Below are 25111 nucleotides of genomic sequence, written 5' to 3' on the forward strand. Positions count from 1 at the left end.
AATGCTTTCGAGATTTTCGCAATTCTAACCAGTGGCCTTTGCAGCATTTTATGCGTCCAACATGAAAGGTTGAGAGGGAAGAAAAGAAGGCAACAAATAGAATGAGAACTTGGATTTTATTTTGACAACCTCGCATCTTATGACCTTAGCACACCGTAGTGGTTAAAGCGAATCATTCAATTTATTCTTTCTTTCATTTTATAATCTTGTTTGTATGCTAAAACACTTATCCCTCGCCAAATGGGGCGTGGCCGTACTGTTATTGTCGTCGCTTACAGGCTGCGAAGACATCCTGGAGCAGTACTTTCCCAAACCTACCCCGCCACCTACTAATCCAACTCCTCCAAATTTAGGATTAGACATTCCCTTTTATGCCTTATCCGGTGGCACAAGGCTCGATGCTTATTCCACAAAAGATCCTGCAACCCGTACAGCCTCGGTTTCTATAACCGGCTTACAGAGCAGTGAACGAATCCTAGCTATTGACTTCCGGCCAGGTACTGGGCAGCTCTATGGGGTCAGCAGTGGCAGCCGTATTTATGTGATTAACCAGAACACGGGTAAGGCTCACGTTATTGGGGCGGGGGCCTTTTCGCCAGCGTTGGGGGGCAATGTGGTGAGTTTTGATTTCAACCCTGCGGTCGACCGCATTCGGCTGGTCACGAGTACGGGCCAAAATCTGCGAATACATCCAGAAACCGGGGCAGTGGCCGCTACTGATGGCAATATCAACGGGGCCGCAGGCGCGACTGTAACGGGTGTGGCTTACACCAACAACGTAGCCGGTGCTAGCACGACTGCCCTCTATGGCATCAACACGCAGAACCAGCAGCTTTACTTGGTTAACCCGCCTAACAACGGCACGCTCGTAGCCGTGGGCAATCTGAACTTGAACGTTAGTGGCGACGGTGGCTTTGATATTGACGCCAAAACGGGTACCGCGCTGGGCCTATATTCAGTTAATGGCAGCCCCACACTTTTTACCGTGGATCTGACCACAGGTGCAGCTCGCACGTTGGCTAGCTACAGCACAAGTTTGAACTACACTGGTTTAGCTATTCCTACACGACCTGTAGCTTATATTGTCACCAATGTAAGAAACGGGCTCGATGTAACATTTAATACGTTTACTATTATTGACCCCACGGACTCAAACAGTTACACGACAAAGAGCGTTACTGGTATTGGTGTGGGTGAAAGTACTATTGGTGTAGACTTTAGGCCCGCTACAGGTCAGCTGTACACCATCGTAATAGCGAGAGACAGGTCAAGTAGCCGGCTTTATACCATTGACTTGGCCACTGGCGCAGCTACCCGCGTGGCTGATTTAAACGCTAATGTGACAGTAGTAAGTGCGGGTAATTTTGACTTTGATCCTGTTACAGACATGATTCGCCTGGCGAGTTCATACGGCCAGAATTTCCGCGTAAATCCAACTACCGGCTTCACTACTGCTGATCCTTCTTTCGGTATTCCTGTAGGTAGTAATCTACCCGTTAATCCTCGAACAATTGCCCACGATAATAATTTTGTGGGTGCCACGGCAAGCAACCTTTATGGTATTGAATACTCCGTTAATCTCATCAGTAAGCTCTACCAAATTATTCCCCTCGTAACTGGGCCTGATAATCTGAGACAAATAGGTGATGTAACCGCCGACGTACGCGACCTGGATATTGGGGGCACCAGCAACACCGCCTATATGTTTGTTAACACTGTCAACGGCCCCAATATGTACCAGATTAATACGCTCAACCTGTCTACAGGGGCGCGTACGTTCGCTCGGTCGATTAATATTCCTGGAATCGATGGATCGAATTGGATACCTAGTGGCTTCGCATTAGGCTTGGGCTTCTAAGGTTTACTATTTCGCTTTATCTAGTTCAGTAAAAAGCCCCCGCTCCTGAGCGGGGGCTTTTTATATTTCTTACACTGAAAACTTTTGTGAGCTACTCACAAGCAAGCCTACGCGTTATCCTTCGGCTCCGGCCCGCGAAACACGTCCGTACCGTCTACGGGGGGCAATTTTACCGGCCGGCCTTCGCGGGCCGACTGGTAGATGGCTTCCATAATGCGCTGGTCCTGTAAGCCTTCCTCGCCGGGCGTATGGGGCTGCTTGTCTTCCAGCACGCAGGCGGAAAAGTGGTCCATTTCGGCCGCAAACTGATTTACCGGGCTGATGGTAATCTGGTTCTGCATCTTGGCGGGGCCCTCGGCGTGGGAGGTTTGCAGCTGCTGGCCCTGGTAGGCGTAGGCATTGTTCAGGTGCATCCAGCCTTTCTCCCCGTTGACGCGGTAGAAGCGCGAGTCGTGGGTGTTGTAGTGCGTGATGCAGTCGACCAAAATGCCCCCCGGAAAGCGCATCTGCCACGACATTACTTCCTCTACTTCCTTAAACAGCGGGTTGCCGGGCGTGCTGTAGGAGTAGCCAAATACTTCCGTCGGCTCAGTGCCCAGCAGGAAGCGCGAGGTGTTCAGGCAGTACAGGCCTATATCCGGCAGGGCGCCGCCGCCAGCCAGAGCTTTTTTATGGCGCCAATGGTCGGGGTTGGCGGAGCTTTGGCTGTTCTGAGCCTGAATGTACTTGGTTTTGCCCCACTTGTTTTCCCGCACCATGCTGCGCACCAAGCGGTTGTAGGGCTCATACTGAATGCGGTAGGCAATCATGAGCTTGCGGTTGGCTTTTTTGCAGGCCGCAATCATGGCCTCGCACTCGGCTGCGGAGTTGGCCATGGGCTTTTCGCAGAGAATGTGCTTGCCCGCCTGCGCCCCCCGAATGGTGTACTCGGCGTGCATGGAGTTGGGCAGCACGATATAAATCACTTGCACCTCCGCATTGTCCTTGAGCTTGTCATAATCCGCGTAGCTGTAGCAGCTTTCGGGCTTGATGCCGTATTGCTTCGCCACCTTTTGCAGCTTCTCCGGCGAGCCGCTGACTAAGGCTATTGGCCTGGATTTTTTGCACTCGCCGAAAGCCGGCAGCAGCTCTTCCAGCGTGAGGTGGCCCAACCCGACCAGCGCGTAGCCCACCCGCTGATCGGGGGGCAAAGGCGTGGGCGTGGGGCCCGATTGGGGGTCTACATCCGACTTCCAGGCTTCCAGCTCAATGGGCTTCTCTACCCCCGCCGGCACTTTCGCTGGTGGCGACACGGCTTCCGATGAGGGCACTTGCTGGCCACCGGGGCCCGTATAGACGGTGGCGGCAGTTGCCTCCGAGGCTGGGGTGCCGGTGGTCGGGGTAGTGGCTTTGGCCGCCTCCCCACCCGCCTTATCCTGGCAGCTGGCAAACGTGCTGGCGGCGACTCCTACGGCCAGGCCCCGCCCGGCCATGGTCAAGAATTCTTTACGCGATACTTCCTGGCCGGCCTGACGCAGGACTGTGTTTAGTAGACTGTTAGTAAGTGACATAGCACACTGGTTGTGTAAATGAGCTGGTAGAATAGTGCGTGAAATGAAGTATAGACAAGCTCTACGGGTGTTTGGGGTGAAACAGCTACCTACCTCACCCATAGTGTTCTTTTCGCCGGCTGATAAAGCGCAAATCAGGCTGAATTACCCCCCAATAGCCTCGACTGCCGTGTAACTGGAAATGTGCATCGGCGACCGGGTCTGCGCGGCGGAAAAGCGCATAACATAAATCATCCAGCTGCTTGACACCCATCATATTACCATCCTTAATTAATAAGGATATTCGAAGTAAAATCCAGCACCTACTATGTACACAATCATGCGGCGCAGTTGATGCAGGCCGCCACCAGATGAGGCCCGCGCCCACGGTTTTTCAGAAAATCTTCTGATCAGTGGATGGCCGGCTCAACTGCTTCTCTCAGGCCAGTTGGAGAAGCAAGCCGGGAGTAGCTGGCCGCCCGCTTGCTTGTTTTTACGCAAGCTTTTCCGGCTGCTGTCAAGACCACTCTGGTCTGGAGGCCAGCCCCCGCTGTCACTTCTCATTTTCACTTAACTGCTTATCAATCATGCGTCAGAATTTAAGTTCCTACGACCGGGTGATTCGCATTCTCCTGGCAACCTTTCTTACCGGCTTTCTGGTACGGCAAGGCTTCAGCACTCCCGTTCTACTGGCCTGGCTGCTTGTTCCGCTCACGCTGTTGCTGACGGGCATTGCCGGCTATTGCCCCTTTTATTCCCTGCTGGGCATTGCCACGCATCACCAATCGCGGAGCTGACTTCATTCGCTGATAAAGCCTGCCTTTGCCGACCTTGCGCTGTGGCTTCCGTGGCTACCCTGTAATGGCCGTAGCGGCAAACAGGGCACTCACCGACTTCCATTTCCCTACCTATTACTCTATTGTATATGCAGCCTACCTTCGTTGTCTTAACGGATATGTCAGCTTCCGCCGAGGTAGCCCTGACGTATACCACCCGCCTGGCCCAACTCCTGCATGGACGGATGGTGCTGCTCCACGTATACCTCGACCCGATGCTCGCGCCGGAGGCTGCCGCCATGGCCTCGCCCATTACGGTAACCAGCCGCAAGGAGACGATGGCGTACATGGTACAGCGAGCAGAGGAGCTGCCTGTTCCGGCTGAGGCCGAAATAGTGTTGGATATGCTAAGCCCGGCCTTGGCTGACGTGGTAAAACGCCACAAGCCCGTGCTGCTGGCGTTTGGGCGGGAGGAGCCCTTCAATCTGCTGGACAGGCTGATGGGCAATTGGGCGCTGCCCTTTTTGCAGCAGGCCCAGCATCCGCTGCTGGTGGTGCCCGAAGTGTGGAAGGATACCTCCCTGCCCCAGCGCGTGGTGGTGGCCACCGATGATAAAGCGTTTTGGCTGAGTGCGCCTTCGCTAGCCCTCACCGAGCTTATGGCCAGTCTGAAACCTACTACTACCGTCGTTCATGTGGCCGAGGCAGCCGGCCCTTCGCGTGCCGATGTGGGCCTGGCCTCCGCAATGCGCACGGGGCTGTTTGGCCATCTGACCGATAACAGCCTGTACGAGGTATGCGAAGAAGCGCCGGCCGACGGCATTCTGCACGCTGCATCGGAGCTGAAGGCCCAGCTTATCGTAATGCTGGCGCGGCCGCATACGTTTCTTGGGGGGCTTTTTCACCATAGCGTCACGGCCGATATCCTGCGCCGCAGCCCGGTGCCCGTGCTGGTGCTGCCCACCACGGCTTAAGGCAATATTCAGAGCAAAGAAGGGAGTCGAAGGTTCCGGCACTAGCGCCGGAACCTTCGACTCCCTTCTTTGCTTTCGGCGCTGAAAAAGCCCCCTAGGCCAGCTTAACCCGATACCTACGCTCCTACTTCCGGGGCGGCTTGGCGGGGGCTCAGAGCATGCTCGGCCTGCACCATATTGGTCATTCCCTTCAGCAGGGCATCGGGGGTAAACGAGATGCTGTCAATGCCTTGCTCCACCAGGAACTGAGCAAACGCGGGGTAGTCGCTGGGAGCTTGGCCGCACAGCCCGATGGGTCGGCCGCAGGCTTTGGCCGTCCGAATAACCTGGGCGAGCATGCGAGTTACGGCCTCGTTGTTTTCGTCGAACAGATGGCTCACAATAGCTGAGTCGCGGTCGATGCCCAGGGTAAGCTGGGTGAGGTCGTTGGAGCCGATGGAGAACCCATTGAAGACAGCGGCAAAATCTTCAGCCAGAATAACATTGCTGGGAATTTCAGCCATTACGTACACCTCCAGCCCCTGCTCGCCCCGCTTTAGCCCGAACTCCTCCATGAGGGCCACCACCTGCTTGCCCTCAGCCACGGTGCGGCAGAAAGGCACCATCACTTTCACGTTGGTCAGGCCCCAATCGAGGCGCACCCGCCGCAGCGCTTCGCACTCCAGCCGGAACCCTTCGCGGTACTGCGGACTGTAGTAGCGTGAGGCGCCCCGGAAGCCAAGCATGGGGTTTTCTTCTTCTGGCTCAAACTGCCGACCGCCAACCAGGTTAGCGTACTCGTTGGTTTTGAAGTCGCTGAGGCGTACAATCACTTGGCGCGGGTAAAATGCGGCCGCTACAAACCCGATGGCCTGTGCCAGCTTATCCACGAAGTACTCCGGCTTGCTGGAATAGTGGGTGGTAAGCTGCTCAATTTCCTGACGGGCCGGCGCATCCTGCAGCTTATCAAAATCGACCAGGGCCATGGGGTGAATGCGGATGGCGCTATTAATTACGAACTCCATCCGCATCAGCCCCACGCCCTGGCTGGGGTAACGGGCGAGTTGCAGGGCGCGGTCGGGGTCGGCCAGAATGAGCAGGGGCTTAGTGTGGGGCATTTCCACGCGCTCCAGGTCGATGTCGGTTTCCTGCCAGGCCAGCTTGCCCGCAAACACCTGACCTTCGTCGCCCTCGGCGCAGGAAACCGTGATGAGCTGCCCATCCTGCACTTTTTCGGTGGCATTGAGCGTGCCCACCACGGCCGAGAGGCCCAGTTCCCGCGCCACAATGGCCGCGTGGCTGGTGCGCCCGCCTTTGTTCGTCACAATGACGGCCGCCTTACGCAGCACCGCGTTCCAGTCGGGGCTGGTAATGTCGGTAATCAGGATTTCGCCCGGCTGCAATCGGTGCCCGTCGGCGGGCGAGGCGATAATGCGCGCCACGCCCGTGGCAATCTGATTGCCGACTGCCTTGCCCGTAGCCAGCACCGGGCCTTTCTGGGTCAGGTGGTACTCGTGCAGGCGCAGCGCCTGGCTGCCATGATGAATGGTTTCGGGCCGGGCCTGCACGATGTAGAGCGTATTGGTGAGGCCATCTTTGGCCCACTCAATATCCATGGGCATGCCGTAGTGATCTTCAATGAGCAGACACCAGCGCCCCAGTTCTTCCGCCTCCGCATCAGAGAGCACGAAAGCCGCGCGCTTCTCGGGTGGGGTGTCGGAGTTTTCAATGCCGGTTTGGGCGTAGCGCATAGTCTTGGCTTTGTCGCCCAGCTTGCGGGTTACCAGGGCCCGATGACCGCTCCGCAAAGAGGGTTTGAACAGGTAAAACTCGTCGGGATTCACAGCTCCCTGCACTACATTTTCGCCCAGGCCCCAGCTGCCGGTGAGGTAGATAAGGTTGGCGTGGCCGGTTTCGGGCTCGATAGTAAACGCCACGCCCGCCGAGCCCACATCAGAGCGCACCATCATCTGCACGCCCACCGACAAGGCAACGCGCAGATGATCAAAGCCATTCTGGAGCCGGTACTTGATAGCCCGGTCGTTGAACAGCGACACAAAGCACTTCTGACAAGCCTGCAACACAGCCTCCTCGCCCTGCACATTCAGGAACGAGTCGTGCTGCCCGGCAAAGCTGGCCGTGGGCAGATCTTCGGCCGTGGCACTACTGCGCACGGCCACCGCCAGGCCGCCGGCGTGGCCCGCCGAAAGCTCCCGGTACGCCTGCCCGATGGCCTCCGCCACGCTGGGGGGCATTTTGGCCTGCGTTATCAAGGCCCGCGCCTGGGTGCCCACGGCCGGCAGGTTGGTCAACTCCTTCTCGTCGAGGCTAGCCAGCAGCGCGGTAAGGGGCTGCCGCAGCTGATTTTCATCCAGAAACAGCCAATAGGCGGCGGCCGTGGTGGCAAACCCATTGGGCACATTTATTCCTTTCGGGGTAAGCTGGTTGAAAAGCTCGCCCAGGGAGGCGTTCTTCCCTCCTACCAGCGCCACGTTTTGATTGGTGAGCTCCCGAAAAAACCGCGTGTATGTTTCCTGTGCCATAGTGATAGAGTGCTGGATGGGTAAAAGGGCGTCAAGCTTCATGCAGGCAAAGCTGGCTTCTCCCCGAGTTAATCGTTCATCGTTTTCTGAGTCAGACAATTATCCGGAAAGCAGGCAGCGCGTCTGGGGGGCTTTTTGGCTGACCGATCGGGCGCTTTGATGCGGTGCTTTCAGCTCAAAAATGCTTGATCCGGCACTCGATAAAAATGAGAAATAACATAGCCATTCATGATCTTCATCACTCCTTGCCCGGCCCAGGCTTTCGGGTTGCGGGCAGGGAGCACTTTATCAGAGAGCAGGCAGCACCAGCACGGGCAACTCGCTGTGCATCAGCACCTGGGCCGTGACGCTGCGGTGAAACAGCTGCCCCAGAAAGTTGCGGCGCCGAGAGATGACTACGATCATGTCAAACTCCTTCGCATTGGCTTCCTCCAAAATGCCCTGTGCAGGGTTGCGGCTACTGATGGTGCGAATTTCGATCGGCGTCGCTTCCAGCTTCAGACCGGTGCGCACTACCGTTTCCAGGGTCGTGGGGGGCTTTTTGTCGTAGTCGGAGTGGGCGGCTACGTACAGCACCGTGAGCGAAGCCATGAGCTCGGCCAGCAGCCGGTGGACAACGCCGGCGTGTTCACCCAAATCAAAAGCCTGACCATCAACCGCTAACAGCAGGCGCGAGGGCGGCGCGCTGCTCACTACCGTGTGGGGCACCAGCAGCATGGGGTAAGGGGCGGCCCGCAGAATATCCAGGGACGTAGTTTCCACCATTTCGGCGGGGGTGGTAGAATAATCGGGCCGGCCCAGCACGATTAGTTCGGGATGGTGCCGACTGACGGCATCGGCCACGGCGGCAGCCACCCGCCCGTAGCCTACCTCAGCCACTACCGGCACGGCCAGCTGGCGCGCTACACTGCTCATAGCCAGCGAAATAGCTTCCCTACTAAGGTTGGACAACTCTCCCCTCATCATTTCAGGGTCCAGCACGGAGTTGCGGCGCACGTGCAGCAGCACCAGCCGGGCCCCAAGCGGATCGGCCAGATTGGTGGCGTAGTCGAGCGCCCGGTTGGCCGCCTGAAAGAAATCGGTCAGAATGAGCAGGGAAGGAACCATGAGCAGGAGCGGCTAGAAAGTAAAGCTACTGGCAAGAAACCATCAGGCCGGCAGCATCGCTATGCGCCGCATCCGCCTGTGCGCTTGATTTTTATCATGCGATGACTACCATGGTCGTCATGTACCTGAGAGAGTAATATATATAATTTTACGAACATATTCTTGGCTAATTATCAGCACCTACTTCTAAAAAAGGGCATTCCTACAAACCCAAATTGATTATGGCTATAAATGAAAACAAGCCGTGGCTGCTGGTATCGGGGGTGCTGGCGGCCGCTGCCGCTGGGTTTGGCGTTGGCCGTGCCCTGGTAGGGCGCCAATTACGCCAGGATGCGCGGCGCCTCCTGCGCAATTCCACCGACGTAACCACCAGCATCTACCACGAAACGCAGCTGGCTGATTTGCCGGCGCCGGTGCAGCGCTACTTCCGCCACGTGCTGCCCAACGGCCAGCCCTACCTGCGCTCCGTACGGCTGCGGCATACGGGCCAGTTTAAAACCTCACTGGATGGCGACTGGGGGGCAATTTCGGGGCAAGAATACCTCACTGCCGATCCGCCGGGCTTCATCTGGCAGGGCACCACCACCCTCTTTGCTGCCCGGGATGAATATGTAGCCGGGCGCGGCCAGCTGCTCGTGCGCCTGTTTGGGTTGGCACCGGTCATGTGCGGTCGCGGCCCGCGCTACGACCGGGCAGAGCTGATGCGCTGGCTGGGTGAGCTTGCCTGGCTCCCTACTGCCCTGCTGCCCAGCGAGCGGGTTAGCTGGATGGCTCAGGACGAGCACTCCGCTACGCTCACCTTCACGTATCAGGGGCAGGCAATTTCGTACCTGGTGCGCTTTAATGAGCGCAATGAGCTAGTGCAATGCGAAGCCGAACGCTACCAGAGCGACACCGCCGCCCTGCCCTGGGTGGGGCGTTTCGCCGAGTATCAAACCATACGCGGTGTGCGGGTGCCTACGCAGGCAGAGGCGAGCTGGATAGTAGATGGCCAGCCCCGGCCCTACGCCAGATTTCAGCTCCTGGAGCTGGAGTATAACCAAACGGACGCCTACTAGCTACTCGCCAAACCACCACCAGCGCCGGGGCTCGCGGCCGGGTAACAGCTTGAATTTCACGACGGCGTGATGCTCAATGTGGGCCAAGGCTTCCTCCACCGAGTCGGTGAAGGTGAGCAGCCGCACATCGGCGGGCGCTATCATGCCGTGCTCCTCCATTTGGGTAAGCAGCTCCAGCAGGGGCTGCCAGTAGTCGCGGCCCACCACTACCACCGGAAAATCAAGAATCTTCTTGTTTTGGATAAGCGTCAGGGCTTCAAACAGCTCATCGAGGGTGCCGAGGCCGCCGGGCATGATTACAAAGGCGTAGGAATACTTGACCAGCAGCACTTTGCGCACAAAAAAGTAGCGGCAGCTCAGCCACGTATCCAGGTAGGGGTTGTGATGCTGCTCCTCGGGCAGCTCAATATTGCACCCCACGGAGGGGCCGCCCATATCGCGGGCGCCCCGGTTGGCGGCCTCCATAATGCCCGGCCCACCACCCGTAAGCACCGTAAATCCTTGCTGGCTAAGGCCCGCGCCCAACTCCCGGGCCAGCTCATAAAACGGCGAGCCTGCGGTTACTCTGGCGGAGCCAAACACGGATACGCACGGCCCCACGAAGTGCAGCACCCGAAAGCCGCGCAAAAACTCCCGCACCACCGTCCACATAAAGCGCAGCTCGCTGCGGCGGCTCCGCGGGCCCGCCAAAAACCGTCGTTCGGCCCGCACAGCAGACCTGGCAGAAGTGGTGTCGGATGGCATAGACAAGAAGTTAATGTTGAGGATACCCACCAGGACCCTGCGCCTTGTCCGCCCGCCTTGTTGGGTAGGCGCACCGGGGAAAGGCAAACATGATATAAATCAGATACTAAGCTAATTTACATCATGGCTTTATGCTTTCGAAAAGTGGATGTTTATAGTATCATTTTTTCCACCCGGGGCCAGCGCGCTGTGCCCCACTTTCGCTACCCTCATGAACTCTTTCCTTCTCATCCTGCCCATTTTTCTCCTGACGGCCCTGGCCCTGATGAGCTCCTACCTGCGCGGCAGTCATAAAGCTTCGGCCTAACCGCCGGCGCTACGTAGCCCCGACGAAATGCCCCCCAGACCCCGGATACGCTGTCTTATTCTTTCCTAATATCTGCCGGCCATGAATCCTTCACTTGTTGTCCTGACCGATTTCTTTGACCTCACAAACCGGGCTCTCACGTATGCGGCGGGCCTGGCAGTGCCCCTGGAGGCACATTTGGTGCTCCTGCACCTGCGCCAGGATGGGCCGCTCTCGCCGGAGGAGTTCCGCAGCCGTCGGTCCCGGAGGGCGGAGCGCCAAACCACCCACCAGCTTGAGCAGCTGGCCGCCACCCAGCCAGTGCCTGCTGAAGTAGCCATCTCCGATGAATTTCTGCCTGATGCAGTGCAGGAAATGGTGCAGCGTCATCATCCGCTTCTGCTGGTGCTGGGCCGGCCGACGCCGGCCACCCTGCCGCCGGAAATTGTGACCAGCACCGCCATGGACTTGCTGCGCCACGAGCCTCATCCCCTGCTGATTGTGCCGGCGAATGGGGCCGATACGCTCCCGCCGCGCCGCATGCTCCTGGCCGTCGACGGGGAGCCGTTTCACCTGGTGGAGCATCAGGATGTGATGCGCCGGCTGCTGCACGCAACCCAAGGCACGCTGGATGTGGTGCACGTAACCGACGACGAGCACATGAGGCCGGATACCGCCACTATCCAGCGCACCATTCAGGATACCAACCTGCTGCCGGCCTTGCCGGAAACCAAGGTGCATGAGGTATATCAGCCTTCCCTGGTGGGGGGCATTTTGCAGGAAGCCGCCCGCCAAAAAACCGACCTGCTGGTAGTAGTAGCCCGCCGCCACAGTCTGCTGGGCGGCTTGTTTCACCAGAGCATCACGGCTCAGCTTATTGAGGAAAGCCCGATTCCACTGCTGATTTTGCCCGCCCAGGACTAAAGCCCCCCAGCCGCGGCTGTTTTCGGTTTCTTGCCACTTATTGTACTTGTATATGCCTGATATGAGCCCGTCTATCGTTGTGCTAGCTAATCTGTCGGCGGCCTCGGAACATGCCGCCCGGTATGCCGCCGTGCTGAGTGAGCCGCTTCAGGCGCGCCTCATCCTGCTGCATCAGTACCGCGAGGCAACTCCCGACCCCGAACTGGTGACCATGACCGCAACCGATACTTACCGCAGTCAGGCAGACATGGACGCCGCCTTGCAGCGCCTGACCCGGCAGTTGCCCGCGACCACCCAAATTGTGACGTCCACCCACGCGGAAGTAGAGATGGTGGCGGAGGCCGTGGAACGCTACCACCCGCTCCTGCTGGTGATGGGCACGCACACCGACACCAGCCTGCTGGACCTGCTGTGGCAAAACCAAGTACTGCGCGACACGCACTGGCCCTTGCTGATAGTGCCGGAAGCGGCCACCACCACGCAGGTTCCGCGCCGCATCGCGCTGGCAGTCGATGCCGATCCTTTTGTGCTGAACCCCGCCAGCCGGGCCATGGCGCCCTTGCTGGCGTCCTGGCAAGCTGCGTATACCGTGTTGCACGCCGAAGCGCCGAATGAGCGGCAGGCATTTCCGGGCCAGCGGGCCCTAGCAAATGTGCGCCTGAGCCAGCTGCTTCCGCCCGCCACGGCCCTGGAGCTGTACGAGGAAAAAAGTCTGCCGCCCGCCGAAGGCATTATGCAGGCCGTGTCAGATGTTCAGGCCGATTTGCTGGTGCTCATCGTCCGGCCGCATAGTTTTCTGGGGCAGCTGTTCCACTTTAGCGTCACGGCCCAAGTGCTGCGCCAAAGCCCGATACCGGTGCTACTGCTCCCCGCGCAAGGCCCCAGTACGCCGAGCTGGCTGGGGCGCCTCACCTGAAAGCGCTGGCCCGCGAACCTTGCGTCCGGCTGGGCTTGCTGGTCGCTTATCTGGCTTTCTCATCACGGCTCGCAACAAGCAAAAAAAGCCCCCCAGCCATAAGGCTGGGGGGCTTTTTTTGGGTAGTCTGGCCTGCAAAACGCTACCTCTTCAATGGCGGGCACTATGTGAGAATGATTACCCAAGGAGATGATTTAGATCATAGACTCTGGGTTCAGGCTTCAATATATTGTAAATGTGATGTTGTCCGGAACACCATATCTCTTCTGCTCTCCAATTCGCTGCCACCCTTATCCCAGATGCCATGCGCCAGGTACGTCCCATTCGTCCGCTTTCCCCTTTTAAACCCTGGTTGATGCCGTCTGCTTCGAGTGAAAAGGCGCAGGTAGCCCGCCCGGCCACGCACTCGGCTGAGTCGATAGTGGAGCCCTGGATTCCCTTTGAGGAGTCGCTGCTCGATGTAAGCCTGACTTTTCTGGGCGCCGCGCATTGCGTTACGGGCTCCAAGTACCTGCTGACCCTGGACAAAGGCCCCAAGCGGCGGCAGCTGATGATAGATTGCGGGCTGTTTCAGGGCCTGAAAGAGCTGCGCCTGCGCAACTGGGAGCCGCTGCCGCTGCCCGTTCCCGATCTGGAGGCCGTGGTGCTTACCCACGCCCACATCGATCATAGCGGCTACCTGCCCCGACTGGTGCGTGAGGGGTTCCGGGGGGCAATTTTCTGCACCGATGCCACCGCCGATCTGCTCGAGATAATGCTGCTCGACTCGGCCAAGCTACAGGAAGAAGAGGCCGTATACGCCAACGCCAAAGGCTACTCCAAGCACCACCCCGCCGAGCCGCTGTATACCACCGCCGACGCGCGGCAAGTGCTTACGCTCCTGCGCTCAGTGCCCTACGATCTGCCCGTGGAGGTCACCGATCAGGTGCAGGTGGTGTTCCGCGACGCGGGCCATATTCTGGGCTCCGCCATTGCCGAGATGACCGTAAAAGGGCTTCAGCAATCGAAAAAGCTGGTTTTTTCCGGCGACCTGGGCCGCTACGACAATCCCGTATTATTCGACCCGACGCCCATTGAAACGGCCGATGTGCTGCTGGTAGAGTCTACGTACGGCGACCGGGACACCCGCATTCAGGACCCCGAGCAGGAGCTGGCCCGGCTGGTAAATGAGGCGCTGGGGCGCGGGGGCGTACTGCTCATTGCGGCTTTTGCCGTGGGCCGCACCCAAACCCTGCTTTACTACCTCAAAAAACTCCGGCAGGAAGGCCGCGTGCCCACGGTGCCCATCTACGTCGACAGCCCCATGGGCATCCGCGTCACGTCTCTTTTTCAGCACCATGCCGGGGCACACCGGCTGGGCGAGAACAACCCGTTTTATTTTGAGAACCTGACGTTTGTGAGCGAGCAGCAGCAGTCGAAAGCTCTGAATCAGCTGATGGGTTCGGCTATCATCATCTCGTCGAGCGGTATGCTTACGGGCGGGCGCATTATCCATCACCTGTATCATCGGCTGCCCCGGCCCCAGGACACGCTTTTGCTGGTGGGCTACCAGGCCGAAGGCACCCGGGGCCGCGACCTGCAAGACGGCGCTCCGCAGATCAAGATGTTTGGGCAATGGGTGCCCGTGCACTGCCACGTGGCCGAGCTCGACGGCTTCTCGGCCCACGCCGACCGCTCGGAGCTGCTGCGCTGGCTGCGCAATTTCAAAAAGCCCCCCAAGCGCACTTTCGTGGTACATGGCGAGCCCGCAGCAGCTAACTCCCTGGCGGAGAGTATGCGTCACGACTTAAAATGGTCTTCGGTAATCGTGCCCGAATACCGGGAATCGGCCAAGCTGTTCACAGGAATCTAGGCGCAGTATGCTGGTCTAACCTCTGGCAAAATATGATTTATGCAATAAAATTTAGGATGATTAAAATCAAGACTTACGGTGACGAAGGCCATTCTTTAGTGGGCCTCCAATCCCGAATTTTACCCTGTAATCGCCCTTAACAGCGAAGTATTCACTGCCTCATTTCTGCGCTATGATCACACCCGCTTTTTGGTTCTGGCTCCTCTTCCTCACGCTGACCGGCATCGTCTGGCACCAGCGTCAGGCTTCGCACGATTCTTCCACGGCGAGCTAACAGCTTGCATTTCATCACTTTCCCCATGAATATGCATTCCCTCCCTGATCTGGATACGCCAGCCCGGCGCCAGCAGCTTGTCAGCCAGTTTATGGATCGGCTGGCTAATGATGAAGTGCTGAGCTCGGTTTTTGGCAACCCCATGAACGCCTACAGCCGCAGCGCGGCCCAGCAGGAGCATCTGGCGTGGTGGGAAGCTGCGCTGGCGGGTGAATGCTATCAGGGCCGGCCGTTGCGGGCCACCCATGTGCATCCCTACATCGGCCCGCTGTATGAGCGTTGGTGCCGGCTGCTGAAATACACCTTTGACCACAATTTTGAGGGGCCCGAAGCCACCGCCGCTCAGGGCCACGTGCTCAATCTGGCCACCATGCTCGCGCACTGGCAGCTGGCTCAACAGCATAGCTATCGGGATGGCTATATCACGCATGACAACACCACGACCAAGGCGCTGGCGGCCGCTTAGCGCCTGCGTACGTCGCGTATTTGTTCCCCACAAAAGCCCCCCAGCGTTATTTTAAGCCAGTTTTAAACCTGTCTGTCACGTCTATCAGCTCGCCACCATGACATCTCCTATCGTTGTTCTGACCGATTTCTTCGCCGTTTCCAACCGCGCTCTTTCCTACGCCGCTGGCTTGGCGTTGCCCTTGCAGTCGCAGCTGGTGCTGCTGCACGTGCGCCACGACGGGCTGCTTTCGCCCGAAGAGTACACCAACCGCGGAGCCCACCACAATGAGCGCGAAACCCTCGAAGCGCTGACGAAGCTGGCCAGCAGCCAACCCGTGCCTACTCAGGTGGAAATTTCGGAAGGCTACCTGCCCGATGCCGTGACGGAGGCCGTGCGCCAGCATCATCCGCAGCTGCTGGTGCTGGGGCGGCCGGGCACAGCGGTTATGCCGGCCGAAGGCATCGTTAATGCGGCCATGGATCTGCTGCGCCATGTGCCCCACCCGCTGCTCACGGTGCCCACCGTGGGCTGGGACACTTTTCCACCGCGCCGCTTACTGTTAGCCGTTGATGGCGAGGATTTTATGCTGTATGAAAACCAGGATATCCTCCAGCACCTCTTGCTCTCGTTGCAGGCCACGCTCACCATTATCCACGTAACGGACCAAAAAGACCCCGGCGCGGCCGCCGGCCAGGATGCCTTGCACAGTGTGCGGAAAAGCGGTCTGCTATCGGTGAAAGAAACTGACCCGGTTCGCATCGTGTACCACACCAGCGTGGCGGAGGGAATTTTGCAGGGCGCGGCCGAGCTGGAGGCCGATCTGCTGGTCGTGATTGCGCGGCGCCATAGTCTGCTCGGCGGCCTGTTTCATCGCAGCGTTACGGCCCAGATTATCGGCGAAAGCCCTATTCCGGTTCTGCTGATTCCGGCTATGGATTAGTTCACGCCGCACCCACGTCGCCTAACAACCGGTACTGCCATGGGCATTTCCCTGATTGTGCTCACCAACTTTTACCCGGCTGCCCTGCGGGCCCTGCACTATGCCGATGCATTGGCTTGCGCCCAGGGCGGCCGACTGGTGCTGCTGCACGTAAACCGCTCTTCCCTCTACGACCTCTATATGTTTGCCGGGGAAGGCTGGCGGCGCCAGGAGCTTGACCGGGATGCCGACACGGCGACTTTGCTGGAGCGACTGGCCACACAGCTGCACACCCCGGCTACCGTGGAGCTGGCCACCGATCTGCTGCCGGAAGTGGCGCACGATCTGGTGACCCGCTATCCGTCAGGCCTGTTCGTGGTAGGATTGCCGGCGGCCAATCACGCATCGCCCGAGCAGTTGAGTGCCACCACCCTCGATCTGCTGCGGGCAGCGCAGTTTCCGGTGCTGGTCGTGCCCGACGCTACCCCGGCCGCGGTCCAGCCGCGCCGCGTGATGATAGCCGTGGATCAGGAGAACTTTGTGCTCGCCAACGCCGGCGCCGTCATTGAGCTGCTCCAAAACATAAAAGCGGAGGTAACGGTCGTGCACGTAACTGCTCTGGAAGACGATGCCGGCTGCGCCCGCGCGCTGATGCACGTGCAGGCAAGCGGCCTAACCAAGGGCGTCCGGTCGGTGGACTTACGCGGCTTTCTCCACTCCGATCCGGCGGTGGGCGTGCTCGAAGCCATTACCCAGGTCAGCCCCGACTTAGTGGTGGTGCTGTCGCGGTCGCGCAACTACCTTGGGGGGCTTTTTCACCACAGCGTCACGGCCCACATCATTGCCCGCAGTCCGGTGCCAGTGCTGGTGTTGCCCGTAAACTAGTCGGTGGCTTCGCGCTAATTACTATTATAACGGTGTGCTTGACAGGGCGATTTAAGAGTCCCCCTCTACTCGTTAAAGCGCGAACCACAGTTCTCAAAAGCTGCTTTTTAGCTAGATTGGAGTACGCTTCGGACCAGGGGTTCCACTGTGCTCGTTGCTTACTCCTTACTCTATGCAGCAAGCCACCATCAACAGCGTACCACCCCTTACTGACTCAGCCACGTCGCCGACTACTGGCCTCACTGAGGCGGAAGCCCAGCGGCGGTTGAGTATTTATGGCCCCAACACCGTAGAAACGGCCGTACAGGAAAGCTGGGCGCGGGTATTGCTGCGCCAGTTCAAGAGCATGATTGTGGCCGTTTTGGGTGGCGCGGCTGTCTTTTCCTTTGCGTTTCAGGACTTTGCCGAAGGTTACGCCATCCTGGCCGTTATTCTCATTAACGCCCTGATTGGCTTCTGGCTGGAGTGGAATGCGCAGGCGTCTATGATAGCCCTGCGCCGCATGGGCGCAACCAGCGCCCGGGTGCTGCGCGATGGGCAGGTGCGCGCCATTCCGGCTGATGATATTACGATGGGCGATGTGCTGCTGGTGGAAGCCGGCGAGGTAGTAGCCGCCGACGCCCAGCTTTTCGACGCCCAGCAGTTGCAAGTCAACGAGTCGGCCCTCACTGGCGAATCGATGCCGGTCAGCAAGCAGTTGGAACCTACCGACCCGGCGGCGCACCTCGCCGAGCAGACCAACCACTTATTTAAGGGCACGGCCGTAGTCAATGGCACGGGCCGGGCCTTTGTAACCGGTGTGGGGGGCAAAACGCAGCTGGGCACCATCGCCCAGCTGGTGCAGGAGGCCAAGCACACCGCTACGCCGCTGGAAGCCAAGCTGAATAAGCTGGCGCGGCAGTTGGTTTTTATCACTTTCGGGCTGGCTACGCTGTTTGTAGTGGGGGGGCTGCTGGAAGGAAAATCGGTTTATGTGCTGTTCAAAACGGCTATTGTGCTGGCCGTGGCAGCTATTCCGGAGGGCATGTCCATTGTGGCTACGCTGGCGCTGGCCTATGGCATGCTGCGTCTGGCCGAGCGCAAAGTGCTGGTAAAGCGGTTAGCGGCCGTGGAAACGCTCGGCGGCACCGACGTCATCTTCACGGACAAAACGGGCACGCTCACCCAGAATCAGATGGCCGTGCACACCATCTGGCTTCCCGAGGGCCGCGTGGAAGTGAAGCCCGACGCCGCCGAAATTGAACCGGCACTGCTCAGCAGCGACACCTTTCAGAAGCTGCTGCGTGTGGCTGCGCTTTGCAATAATGCCACTTACTCGCACACCGATCCGGATACCGCCCTGGGCGACCCGCTGGAAGTAGCCCTGCTGACCTTTGCCCATACCAGCCGCTTCGATGTACCCGGCGCGCACGCCACCGCCAACCGCCTGGCGGAGCAGCCCTTCAACTCCGATACCCGCCTGATGGCCACGGTGCATGAGCACCCTGATGGGCAGGTGTGGGTGGCCGTAAAAGGGGCTGCCGAAGAAGTATTGCGCAGCTGCACCTATCTGGAAATGCCCCCCAGCGGCCCTCAGCCTCTTAGCGCGGAACAGCGGGCTCAATACCTGCTCCACGCCGAAGAGCTGGCCCGAAGCGGGCTGCGGACGCTGGGCTTCGCTTACCGGCTGTTGCCCGATGAGCACCAATCCGACTGGACCAATGAGCTGGTGTGGCTGGGGATAGTTGCTTTTCTGGATCCGCCCCGACCCGAAGTAATTCCGGCGCTGGCTTCCTGCCAACAAGCTGGTATCCGGGTGATTATGGTAACCGGCGACCACCCAGCTACTGCCCTCACCGTTGCCCATCAGGTGGGCCTGACTACCGACAAGGAAGCCATTGCCATCACTGGCGCGGAGCTACCCAGCTTGTTTTCGGACCCCGATGGTGAGGGAGGCCGACTGGCGCACACCGCCGTATTTGCCCGTGTAAGCCCCGCGCAAAAGCTGGATTTGATCAGCCTATATCAGCAGCACGGCCACATCGTAGCCATGACCGGCGACGGCGTAAATGACGCGCCGGCCCTTAAAAAAGCAGATATCGGGGTGGCCATGGGCCTGCGGGGCACGCAGGTAGCCAGTGAGGCGGCCGCCCTGGTGTTGCGCGATGATTCGTTCGCGTCCATCGTGGCGGCGGTGGAGCAGGGTCGCATCATCTTTACCAACATCCGGCGCTTTGTGCTGTATCTGGTTTCCTGCAATCTGAGCGAGATTCTGGTAGTGACGGCGGCTGGTTTGCTGGGGGCTGGCCTGGGGCTGCTGCCGCTGCAAATCCTGTTTTTGAACCTGCTTACCGACGTGTTCCCGGCGCTGGCGCTGGGCGTGGGCAAAGGTAGTTCGCGAGTGATGCAGCACCCGCCGCGCGATCCGCAGGGCCCCATCATGCGCCCCGGCGACTGGCGACTGGCCGTTGCCTACGCGGCCCTGATGACCGTGGTATTGCTGGGCAGCTATTACATTGCCCGTCAGTACTATGGGGTAGCAGAAGAAGTCGGCAACAATCTTCTGTTTTATGGCCTGGCCGGGGCGCAGCTGCTGCACGTGTTCAACATGGCCGGTATTGCTACGCCCTTGAGACACAACGACGTGTTGCGCAACCGCTACGTGTGGCTGGCCCTGGCCCTGTGCACGGGTCTGCTGCTGCTGACTTACTTCCTGCCGCTGCTGCGCAATCTGCTGGGCATTCAGCCCCTGAGCACCTCCCTGCTTGTACTGATTCTGGCCCCGGCTGTGCTGGTGCTGGTACTGGGCCAACTACTTGGATGGCTGCTGCATAGGGGGCAAAATGCAGAGAAATTGCGCAGGCAGCCGGCCGCCCAACCCTAGCGATTGTGATACAGCAGCAGGGTCAGCAAGCCATAGATGAGCACTATACTGAGGGCCCCCGGTGACAACCGAAGAACCTGACCAGGGTGCGGCAACAGGCTCATAATACTGAGAGCCGTCAGGATAATACCCCCCATCACTGTGAGCAGATGGCTGGTGCTTACGTGCGCGATAATTGGGCCGGACAGAAAGGCCATATCACTCAGGCTCAGAACAAATAGATTAAATAAGTTGCTGCCAAATAAGTTGCCCAGCGCCATATCGATGCTGCCCAGCCGCACTGCCGCCAGCGACACCACGATTTCGGGCAGGGAAGTGGTAATGGCCAGAAAAAATGAACCGAAGAAGCTTTCGCCCAAACCGCTGGCCTCGGCCAGATGCTCGCTAAAATAAGGGAGCGCCAGCGCGCTGAGCACCACCAGTCCGGCGTGCAGAAGCAGCTGAAGCACCACCGGTTGCAGCTTAGTATCGGCTTTAAATGCGGCGGGGCCTGCTTCCGATGCGGGTGCGGTGGTGTTTCCGTATTGAAAAATGCTATACATCGACAGGAAGTACAGCAGCGCCAGCACCACGCTGTAGCCGCCCATCCAGCCCAAGGTTCCGAAGGCTTCCGGGGCAAGAAAGCCTACTCCTACCACGCTCAGCATCAGCACACCCAGAGAGGCGGAAAGCGTGTGTTCCGCACTCACCGGCAGCCGCAACGCCCGCTGGGGGGCAAATAAATACACCCAGGCCAGAATCAGAATATTGAAGGCGCAGCTGCCCAGAATGTTGCCCATGGCCAGGTCAGGAGCGCCCACGATGGCTACCGCGCTGATGCTGGTAAGCAGCTCCGGCAACGACGTAACCGATGCCAGCAGCACCAGGCCCAGCCACGCCCGACTGATACCGGTTAGGATAGCAAGCTGATCGCCGTATTTCGACAGCTTCGTACCGCTTACGACAATGATGCCGGTGCAAAACAGAAAACCCAGAATGTCAGTGGCCAGATTCAGCATGCGGGCAGCTATTGAAGTAAGAATAACAGAGGCGAAACCGAGTTTTTCCGGTTGCTCGGGGCTTCAATTTCCCCAGAAAAGCCCCCCACGAGCATGTCGGCACCAGCCGGCCAGCCTGGTCCGTAAACATCGCTGTGACCACCGAAACCTGCCATGACTTACCTCACCTTACTGCCTGAGTGGGATCATGGCATTACCTCTCCATTTGTGTACAGCTTTGCTTATACTTAACATCCGACACTGTATGACTGGTGGCGGCCTGTTTACCCTTCACGCTCCGCACTGTAGGCCCACTCTTCCCAACGCTAAGCCTTCACCACGGATAACAGCTTCTCTCATGATGGATACTCCCCCAAAGCCTGCTACTTCCGCCGAGCCGACGGCCGCTGACAGCACGACTATCACCTTCATTGTGCTGACCAGTTTTTTCCCTGAAAGCAGGCGGGCGGTGCAGTTTGCGAACGAATTGGCCGCGCCGCTCGGGGCCCGGCTGGTGCTGCTGCACTCCAATCATCGGGGTCTGCTGCGGAAAACCAGCAAAGCCCCGGCAGATCAGCAATCCACCGTATACCTGGAGCAGGCGCTGCAGGAAATGGCCGCCGGCCTGGATTCGCCGACCACCATCGAGTTAGCCACCGATCTTTTTCCCGCTGTCATCAACGACCTGGCCCGGCGCTACCATCCGGCGCTGTTTGTGCTGGGTCGCCCCCATGCGGAGCGCGCCGACTTCGATCTGGGGGCCGCCACGCTGGATGTGCTCCGCAATGTGGAGCTGCCGCTGCTGTTGGTGCCCCAATCCTACACGGGTCCGGCCGCTCCGCAGCACGTGGCAATTGCCGCTGATGCCGAGGCCTTTGCGCTACCGCCTCATGCGCTGGCGCCCCACATTCTGCACAAGCTGCGGCCCCAGCGCACCACGGTTATCACGGCAGCCGCTATGCAAAATGATATGGCCTGCGCCTCGGCCCTGCATTATGTGGGCAACAGCGGCCTACTACCCACCGACGGGCCCCGACTTTCAGTGGAAGGCTATTATGCCATTCACCCCGATTTAGGCATTCTGGAAGCGCTGGCTTCCACCAAGGCCGACTGTCTGATTCTGCTGGCCCGGCGGCGCAGTGTGCTGGGGGGCTTTTTTCACCGTAGCATCACCAGTCAGCTGCTGATGCGCAGCCCGGTGCCCGTGCTGGTAGTGCCAGCCATCGATGGCTAAAGCCCCGACGCACGGCCACTTTGCTGAGGCAAGTGATGCATTGTGCAATCATTCGCGCAGCTGTAAAAAAGCCCCCGGTAGCCTCTGCAGAGGCTACCGGGGGCTTTTTTACAGCTTCTCCAGTTTTGACGCAATGACTGACAATTGGTTGTCGCTACTGGAAGTAATGGCCGAATAGCTTGCAGCTGAGTTCAACTACGAGCTTCATATCATTTCATTGATCTGACAACTACTCATTACAGTTCCCGGTGAAAGTTATCCAGCAGAATCGCCGCTGAAATAGCCACGTTCAGGCTTTCGGCGCCGCCAGCGCCCGGAATGTAGAGCCGCTGCGTGAGGCGCTCCAGCACCTCCGGCCGCGGGCCGTGCGACTCGCTGCCCATGATGAGCACGCCCGACGGTTGCAGGGTGAGGCGGTGCACGTTGTCGCCTTCGAGGTGGGCACCGTAGCGGGGCACGCTGGGGGGCAAATTGTCGAGCCACTCGGGCAAATCGCGCTGCCAGACGGGCACGCGGGCGAACGAGCCCATGGTGGAGGCTATGGTTTTGGGCGCCCATGGGTCGGCGCAGGTATCGGAGCACACCACGCCTTGTAGGCCGTACCAGTCGGCCAGCCGAATGAGCGTGCCCATGTTGCCGGGGTCGCGCACCTGGTCCAACGCCAGCAATAAGGTGTTTGTGGGGGACAAAAGCGGCGGCTCGGCCGGCAGATGGGCGATGGCCAGGGCTGTTGTATTGGTGGCCAGGGTCCCGAGGCGAGTTAGCTCTTCTTCCGATACCAGCTCGAAAGGCACAGCCGTCGGTAGTGGCGGAATTTTGGCGGCGTACTCAGCCGTCAGAAATACGCGTTCGGTTACTAAATCCGATGCCAGCAGCTCCAGCACGCTTTTGCCGCCCTCCACCAGAAACAGCCCCAAGCGTTTGCGGTATTTCTTTTGTTTGAGCTGCTCTACGCGGCTTTTTAACGCTTTACTGACCATAGGAGCTGTGCTGTTGCCTGTTACTTTGCCGGAGATTACGCCCCTTTTTTTTCACTGTCAGGCACGAAATTCTGCCCCAACAACGGCCCCTGCGAGCTGCCGCTCGGCCGCGCTACAAAGCTAACGAAGGCAATCTGACCTTTTAGCCCAACCTAGCCGCCGCTGTTCACGAGAGTAAGAAGAACGCTGACCACACGATTGCAGTAGTCTGCTGCTGCTTTTACACTTCGCAAAAAAAGCCCCCACTTCAACAAGCGGGGGGCTTTTTTTACAGAGAGCAGCTAGGTTTACTTCAGCGCGCCCTTCAGATCCGCTACTGCCACGCCCTGGGCCTGCTTGGCCTCGGGTACTACAGCCGCCATCCCGAAGAATTCGTGAGTGGTGCCATCGTAGAGCTTATAATTCACTTTCACGCCGGCGGCTGTGAGCTTATCAGCGAGGGTTTTGCCTTCGCTCGTCAGCGGGTCGTATTCGGCGGCGATGATGGTGGTCGGCGGCAAGCCTTTCAGATTCGCGGCCACCAGGTTGATGCGTGGGTCCTTTCCGTCAGCGGGAGTACGCAGGTAGTTCTTGAAGAACCACTCCATGCCTGCTTTATTAAGCGGCGCGGTCTCCGTGTTCTTTTGGTAAGAAGGCGTATTAGTGTCGGAGCCCGCAATGGGGTACACCAACAGCTGATGCTTGGGCAGCGCCACGCCTTTGTCGCGGGCCTGCATGCTCACGGCGCACGCCAGACCACCGCCGGCGCTTTCGCCCGCCACCGCTACTCGCTTCGGATCACCTTTAATGCTGGCGGCATTTTTCAGCGCCCACTGATAAGCGGCGAATGCGTCGTCGTGGGCCGTCGGGAACTTATGCTCCGGCCCCTTGCGATACTCTACCGATACTACCACGGCCCCGGTTTGCTCGGTCAATGCCTGCGCGGAAGCATGATATGTGTCGATGGTGGCAATTACCCAGCCGCCGCCATGGTAATACACAATTACTGGAAAGGGAGCTGCGCCGGCCTTGGGCGTATAAATGCGCGCCTTCACGCCGGGCATTAGGGTTTGGCTGGCTGTGTCCACCTGCATGGGCGGGGGCGTGATATTGCTGGCCTGCATCTGCTTCATGGCCGCGTCGGCAGGGCTCGGCTGCTTGCGGGCCTGAACGGCAGTCAACTCAGGCAGCGGCTTATTGTTGAAGCTCATTAGCTGCTCAATGACTGCCTGCATCTCAGGCTTCAGATTTGGCCCCCACGCCGGTTTGGCGCCGGTGGGCTTCACTTCGCCGGTCGTTGCGGTGGCAGTGCTATCGGCCGCTGTGGCCTGGGTGTCGGTTTCGGTGGCTTTCGGCTTGGTATCACAGCTGCTTAACAGCAGGCAGCTCGCCAAGGCAGGAGCCATCAGTCCAGCCAGACCGGCCGGGCGAAGGAAAGAATAATTCATAAGAGGGGGTGTTAGGTGTAAGGATTGGTCATTGCCTTACGTACAGTAGAGCTAGGTAGTTGAGGCGCAGTAGGCAAAGCTTACAATTGCTCACTCTTACTAACGAATGCCTCCAGGCGAGCTTCCAACGGCGGCGCGTCTGCTTCTTCGGGCAGGTACTTAACCAGCTCAGCAAACTGTGCTTCTGCCAACCGATGGCCTGCCATGCCCCACTGCGGATAGGTGCGCCGGGGACGGGTCACGCGCGTAATCACCGTCACGTCGTAGTGCCGTGCATCGTGCTGAATGCAGTCGAACAGGCGCTCCACCTCTGCCTGCTCGCCTTCCAGCACCTGGGCAAAATTGCCCTCGCCATAAAACAGGATGCCGGTGATGCCGTGCGCCGCGTTATAGGCACGGGCCTGGGCCACCAGGGCGCGCAGTTCCGGGTAGCTCAGCGGTGTCACGGCCCGACTCACGTAGCACAGTTGGTATAGCATAATTGCCCCCAGCACACCTGAAATTTGCCACAACCACGGCAGGGTTACGCTGAGAAAGAGAAGATACGAAAGCGAAGCC

General features: G+C 59.0%; 20 protein-coding genes. 12 read left to right on the plus strand and 8 right to left on the minus strand.

The genetic code is table 11. The annotated features are described in order from the left end of the window. The first annotated feature begins 214 nt into the window (after positions 1-214). The gene (locus IEW06_RS15470) at positions 215-1858 is read left to right on the plus strand and encodes a DUF4394 domain-containing protein (protein WP_188548546.1); all 1644 of its coding nucleotides are present in this window, start codon (positions 215-217) and stop codon (positions 1856-1858) included. Between the two features lie 107 nt (positions 1859-1965). On the opposite strand, the gene IEW06_RS15475 is transcribed toward IEW06_RS15470, so the two are convergent. Further along, a complete protein-coding gene (locus IEW06_RS15475; RefSeq protein ID WP_188548547.1) occupies positions 1966-3408 on the minus strand; it encodes a Gfo/Idh/MocA family protein in 1443 nt (480 codons plus the stop codon). A gap of 566 nt (positions 3409-3974) precedes the next feature. On the opposite strand from IEW06_RS15475, the gene IEW06_RS15480 reads away from it, so the two are divergent. Together IEW06_RS15480 and IEW06_RS15485 are read left to right on the plus strand one after the other, a co-directional pair. After that, positions 3975-4184: a YgaP family membrane protein gene (locus tag IEW06_RS15480; RefSeq protein WP_187731899.1), complete on the plus strand. Its 210-nt coding sequence runs from the start codon at positions 3975-3977 to the stop codon at positions 4182-4184. A 128-nt stretch (positions 4185-4312) separates the two neighbouring features. Continuing rightward, positions 4313-5137, plus strand: coding sequence for a universal stress protein (locus tag IEW06_RS15485; RefSeq protein ID WP_188548548.1), 825 nt, complete (start codon positions 4313-4315; stop codon positions 5135-5137). A gap of 116 nt (positions 5138-5253) precedes the next feature. Here the strand turns inward: IEW06_RS15485 and ppsA are convergent, their stop codons facing one another. Both ppsA and IEW06_RS15495 read right to left on the minus strand, forming a co-directional pair. Further along, a complete protein-coding gene (gene ppsA / locus IEW06_RS15490) occupies positions 5254-7659 on the minus strand; it encodes a phosphoenolpyruvate synthase (RefSeq protein ID WP_223284521.1) in 2406 nt (801 codons plus the stop codon). 288 nt (positions 7660-7947) lie between these two features. Further along, positions 7948-8766, minus strand: coding sequence for a universal stress protein (locus IEW06_RS15495; RefSeq protein ID WP_188548549.1), 819 nt, complete (start codon positions 8764-8766; stop codon positions 7948-7950). A gap of 221 nt (positions 8767-8987) precedes the next feature. Between IEW06_RS15495 and IEW06_RS15500 the strand changes: the two genes are divergently transcribed. Next, positions 8988-9824, plus strand: a complete 837-nt coding sequence (locus IEW06_RS15500) for a DUF6544 family protein (RefSeq protein ID WP_187731894.1) — start codon at positions 8988-8990, stop codon at positions 9822-9824. On the opposite strand, the gene IEW06_RS15505 is transcribed toward IEW06_RS15500, so the two are convergent. Next, positions 9825-10568 carry an LOG family protein gene (locus IEW06_RS15505; RefSeq protein ID WP_187731893.1) on the minus strand — a complete coding sequence of 248 codons (744 nt, stop codon included), beginning with the start codon at positions 10566-10568 and terminating at the stop codon, positions 9825-9827. Positions 10569-10956: 388 nt separating this feature from the next. On the opposite strand from IEW06_RS15505, the gene IEW06_RS15510 reads away from it, so the two are divergent. The 7 genes from IEW06_RS15510 to IEW06_RS15540 all read left to right on the plus strand — a co-directional run bounded on the left by IEW06_RS15510 (position 10957) and on the right by IEW06_RS15540 (position 19935). Beyond that, positions 10957-11778 (plus strand): universal stress protein, encoded by an 822-nt coding sequence (locus tag IEW06_RS15510; RefSeq protein WP_187731892.1) that lies wholly within the window; start codon positions 10957-10959, stop codon positions 11776-11778. A 61-nt stretch (positions 11779-11839) separates the two neighbouring features. Further along, positions 11840-12694: a universal stress protein gene (locus IEW06_RS15515; RefSeq protein ID WP_229743141.1), complete on the plus strand. Its 855-nt coding sequence runs from the start codon at positions 11840-11842 to the stop codon at positions 12692-12694. Between the two features lie 355 nt (positions 12695-13049). Continuing rightward, a complete protein-coding gene (locus IEW06_RS15520) occupies positions 13050-14546 on the plus strand; it encodes an MBL fold metallo-hydrolase RNA specificity domain-containing protein (protein ID WP_188548550.1) in 1497 nt (498 codons plus the stop codon). 305 nt (positions 14547-14851) lie between these two features. After that, positions 14852-15286, plus strand: coding sequence for a globin family protein (locus IEW06_RS15525; protein WP_187731890.1), 435 nt, complete (start codon positions 14852-14854; stop codon positions 15284-15286). Between the two features lie 97 nt (positions 15287-15383). Continuing rightward, entirely contained in the window at positions 15384-16208 is an 825-nt protein-coding gene (locus tag IEW06_RS15530) for a universal stress protein (RefSeq protein ID WP_187731889.1), read from the plus strand. Between the two features lie 39 nt (positions 16209-16247). After that, the gene (locus IEW06_RS15535) at positions 16248-17072 is read left to right on the plus strand and encodes a universal stress protein (RefSeq protein WP_187731888.1); all 825 of its coding nucleotides are present in this window, start codon (positions 16248-16250) and stop codon (positions 17070-17072) included. 172 nt (positions 17073-17244) lie between these two features. Next, positions 17245-19935 (plus strand): cation-translocating P-type ATPase, encoded by a 2691-nt coding sequence (locus IEW06_RS15540; RefSeq protein WP_188548551.1) that lies wholly within the window; start codon positions 17245-17247, stop codon positions 19933-19935. Here the strand turns inward: IEW06_RS15540 and IEW06_RS15545 are convergent. After that, entirely contained in the window at positions 19932-20933 is a 1002-nt protein-coding gene (locus tag IEW06_RS15545) for a sodium:calcium antiporter (protein ID WP_187731886.1), read from the minus strand. The two genes, IEW06_RS15540 and IEW06_RS15545, sit on opposite strands and share 4 nt — an antisense overlap. 337 nt (positions 20934-21270) lie before the next feature. Between IEW06_RS15545 and IEW06_RS15550 the strand changes: the two genes are divergently transcribed. Beyond that, positions 21271-22146 carry a universal stress protein gene (locus IEW06_RS15550; protein ID WP_187731885.1) on the plus strand — a complete coding sequence of 292 codons (876 nt, stop codon included), beginning with the start codon at positions 21271-21273 and terminating at the stop codon, positions 22144-22146. Positions 22147-22382: 236 nt separating this feature from the next. Here the strand turns inward: IEW06_RS15550 and IEW06_RS15555 are convergent, their stop codons facing one another. From IEW06_RS15555 to IEW06_RS15565, 3 genes are all read right to left on the minus strand, one after another. Further along, a complete protein-coding gene (locus IEW06_RS15555) occupies positions 22383-23126 on the minus strand; it encodes a TrmH family RNA methyltransferase (RefSeq protein WP_187731884.1) in 744 nt (247 codons plus the stop codon). Between the two features lie 287 nt (positions 23127-23413). Next, on the minus strand, positions 23414-24553 hold the full coding sequence (locus tag IEW06_RS15560) for an alpha/beta hydrolase (RefSeq protein WP_223284518.1): 1140 nt from the start codon (positions 24551-24553) through the stop codon (positions 23414-23416). 80 nt (positions 24554-24633) lie between these two features. Continuing rightward, positions 24634-25032 (minus strand): BLUF domain-containing protein, encoded by a 399-nt coding sequence (locus tag IEW06_RS15565; protein WP_188548552.1) that lies wholly within the window; start codon positions 25030-25032, stop codon positions 24634-24636. Between the last annotated feature and the right edge of the window lie 79 nt (positions 25033-25111).

The sequence above is a fragment of the Hymenobacter qilianensis genome (assembly GCF_014638675.1).
GTDB lineage: Bacteria > Bacteroidota > Bacteroidia > Cytophagales > Hymenobacteraceae > Hymenobacter > Hymenobacter qilianensis.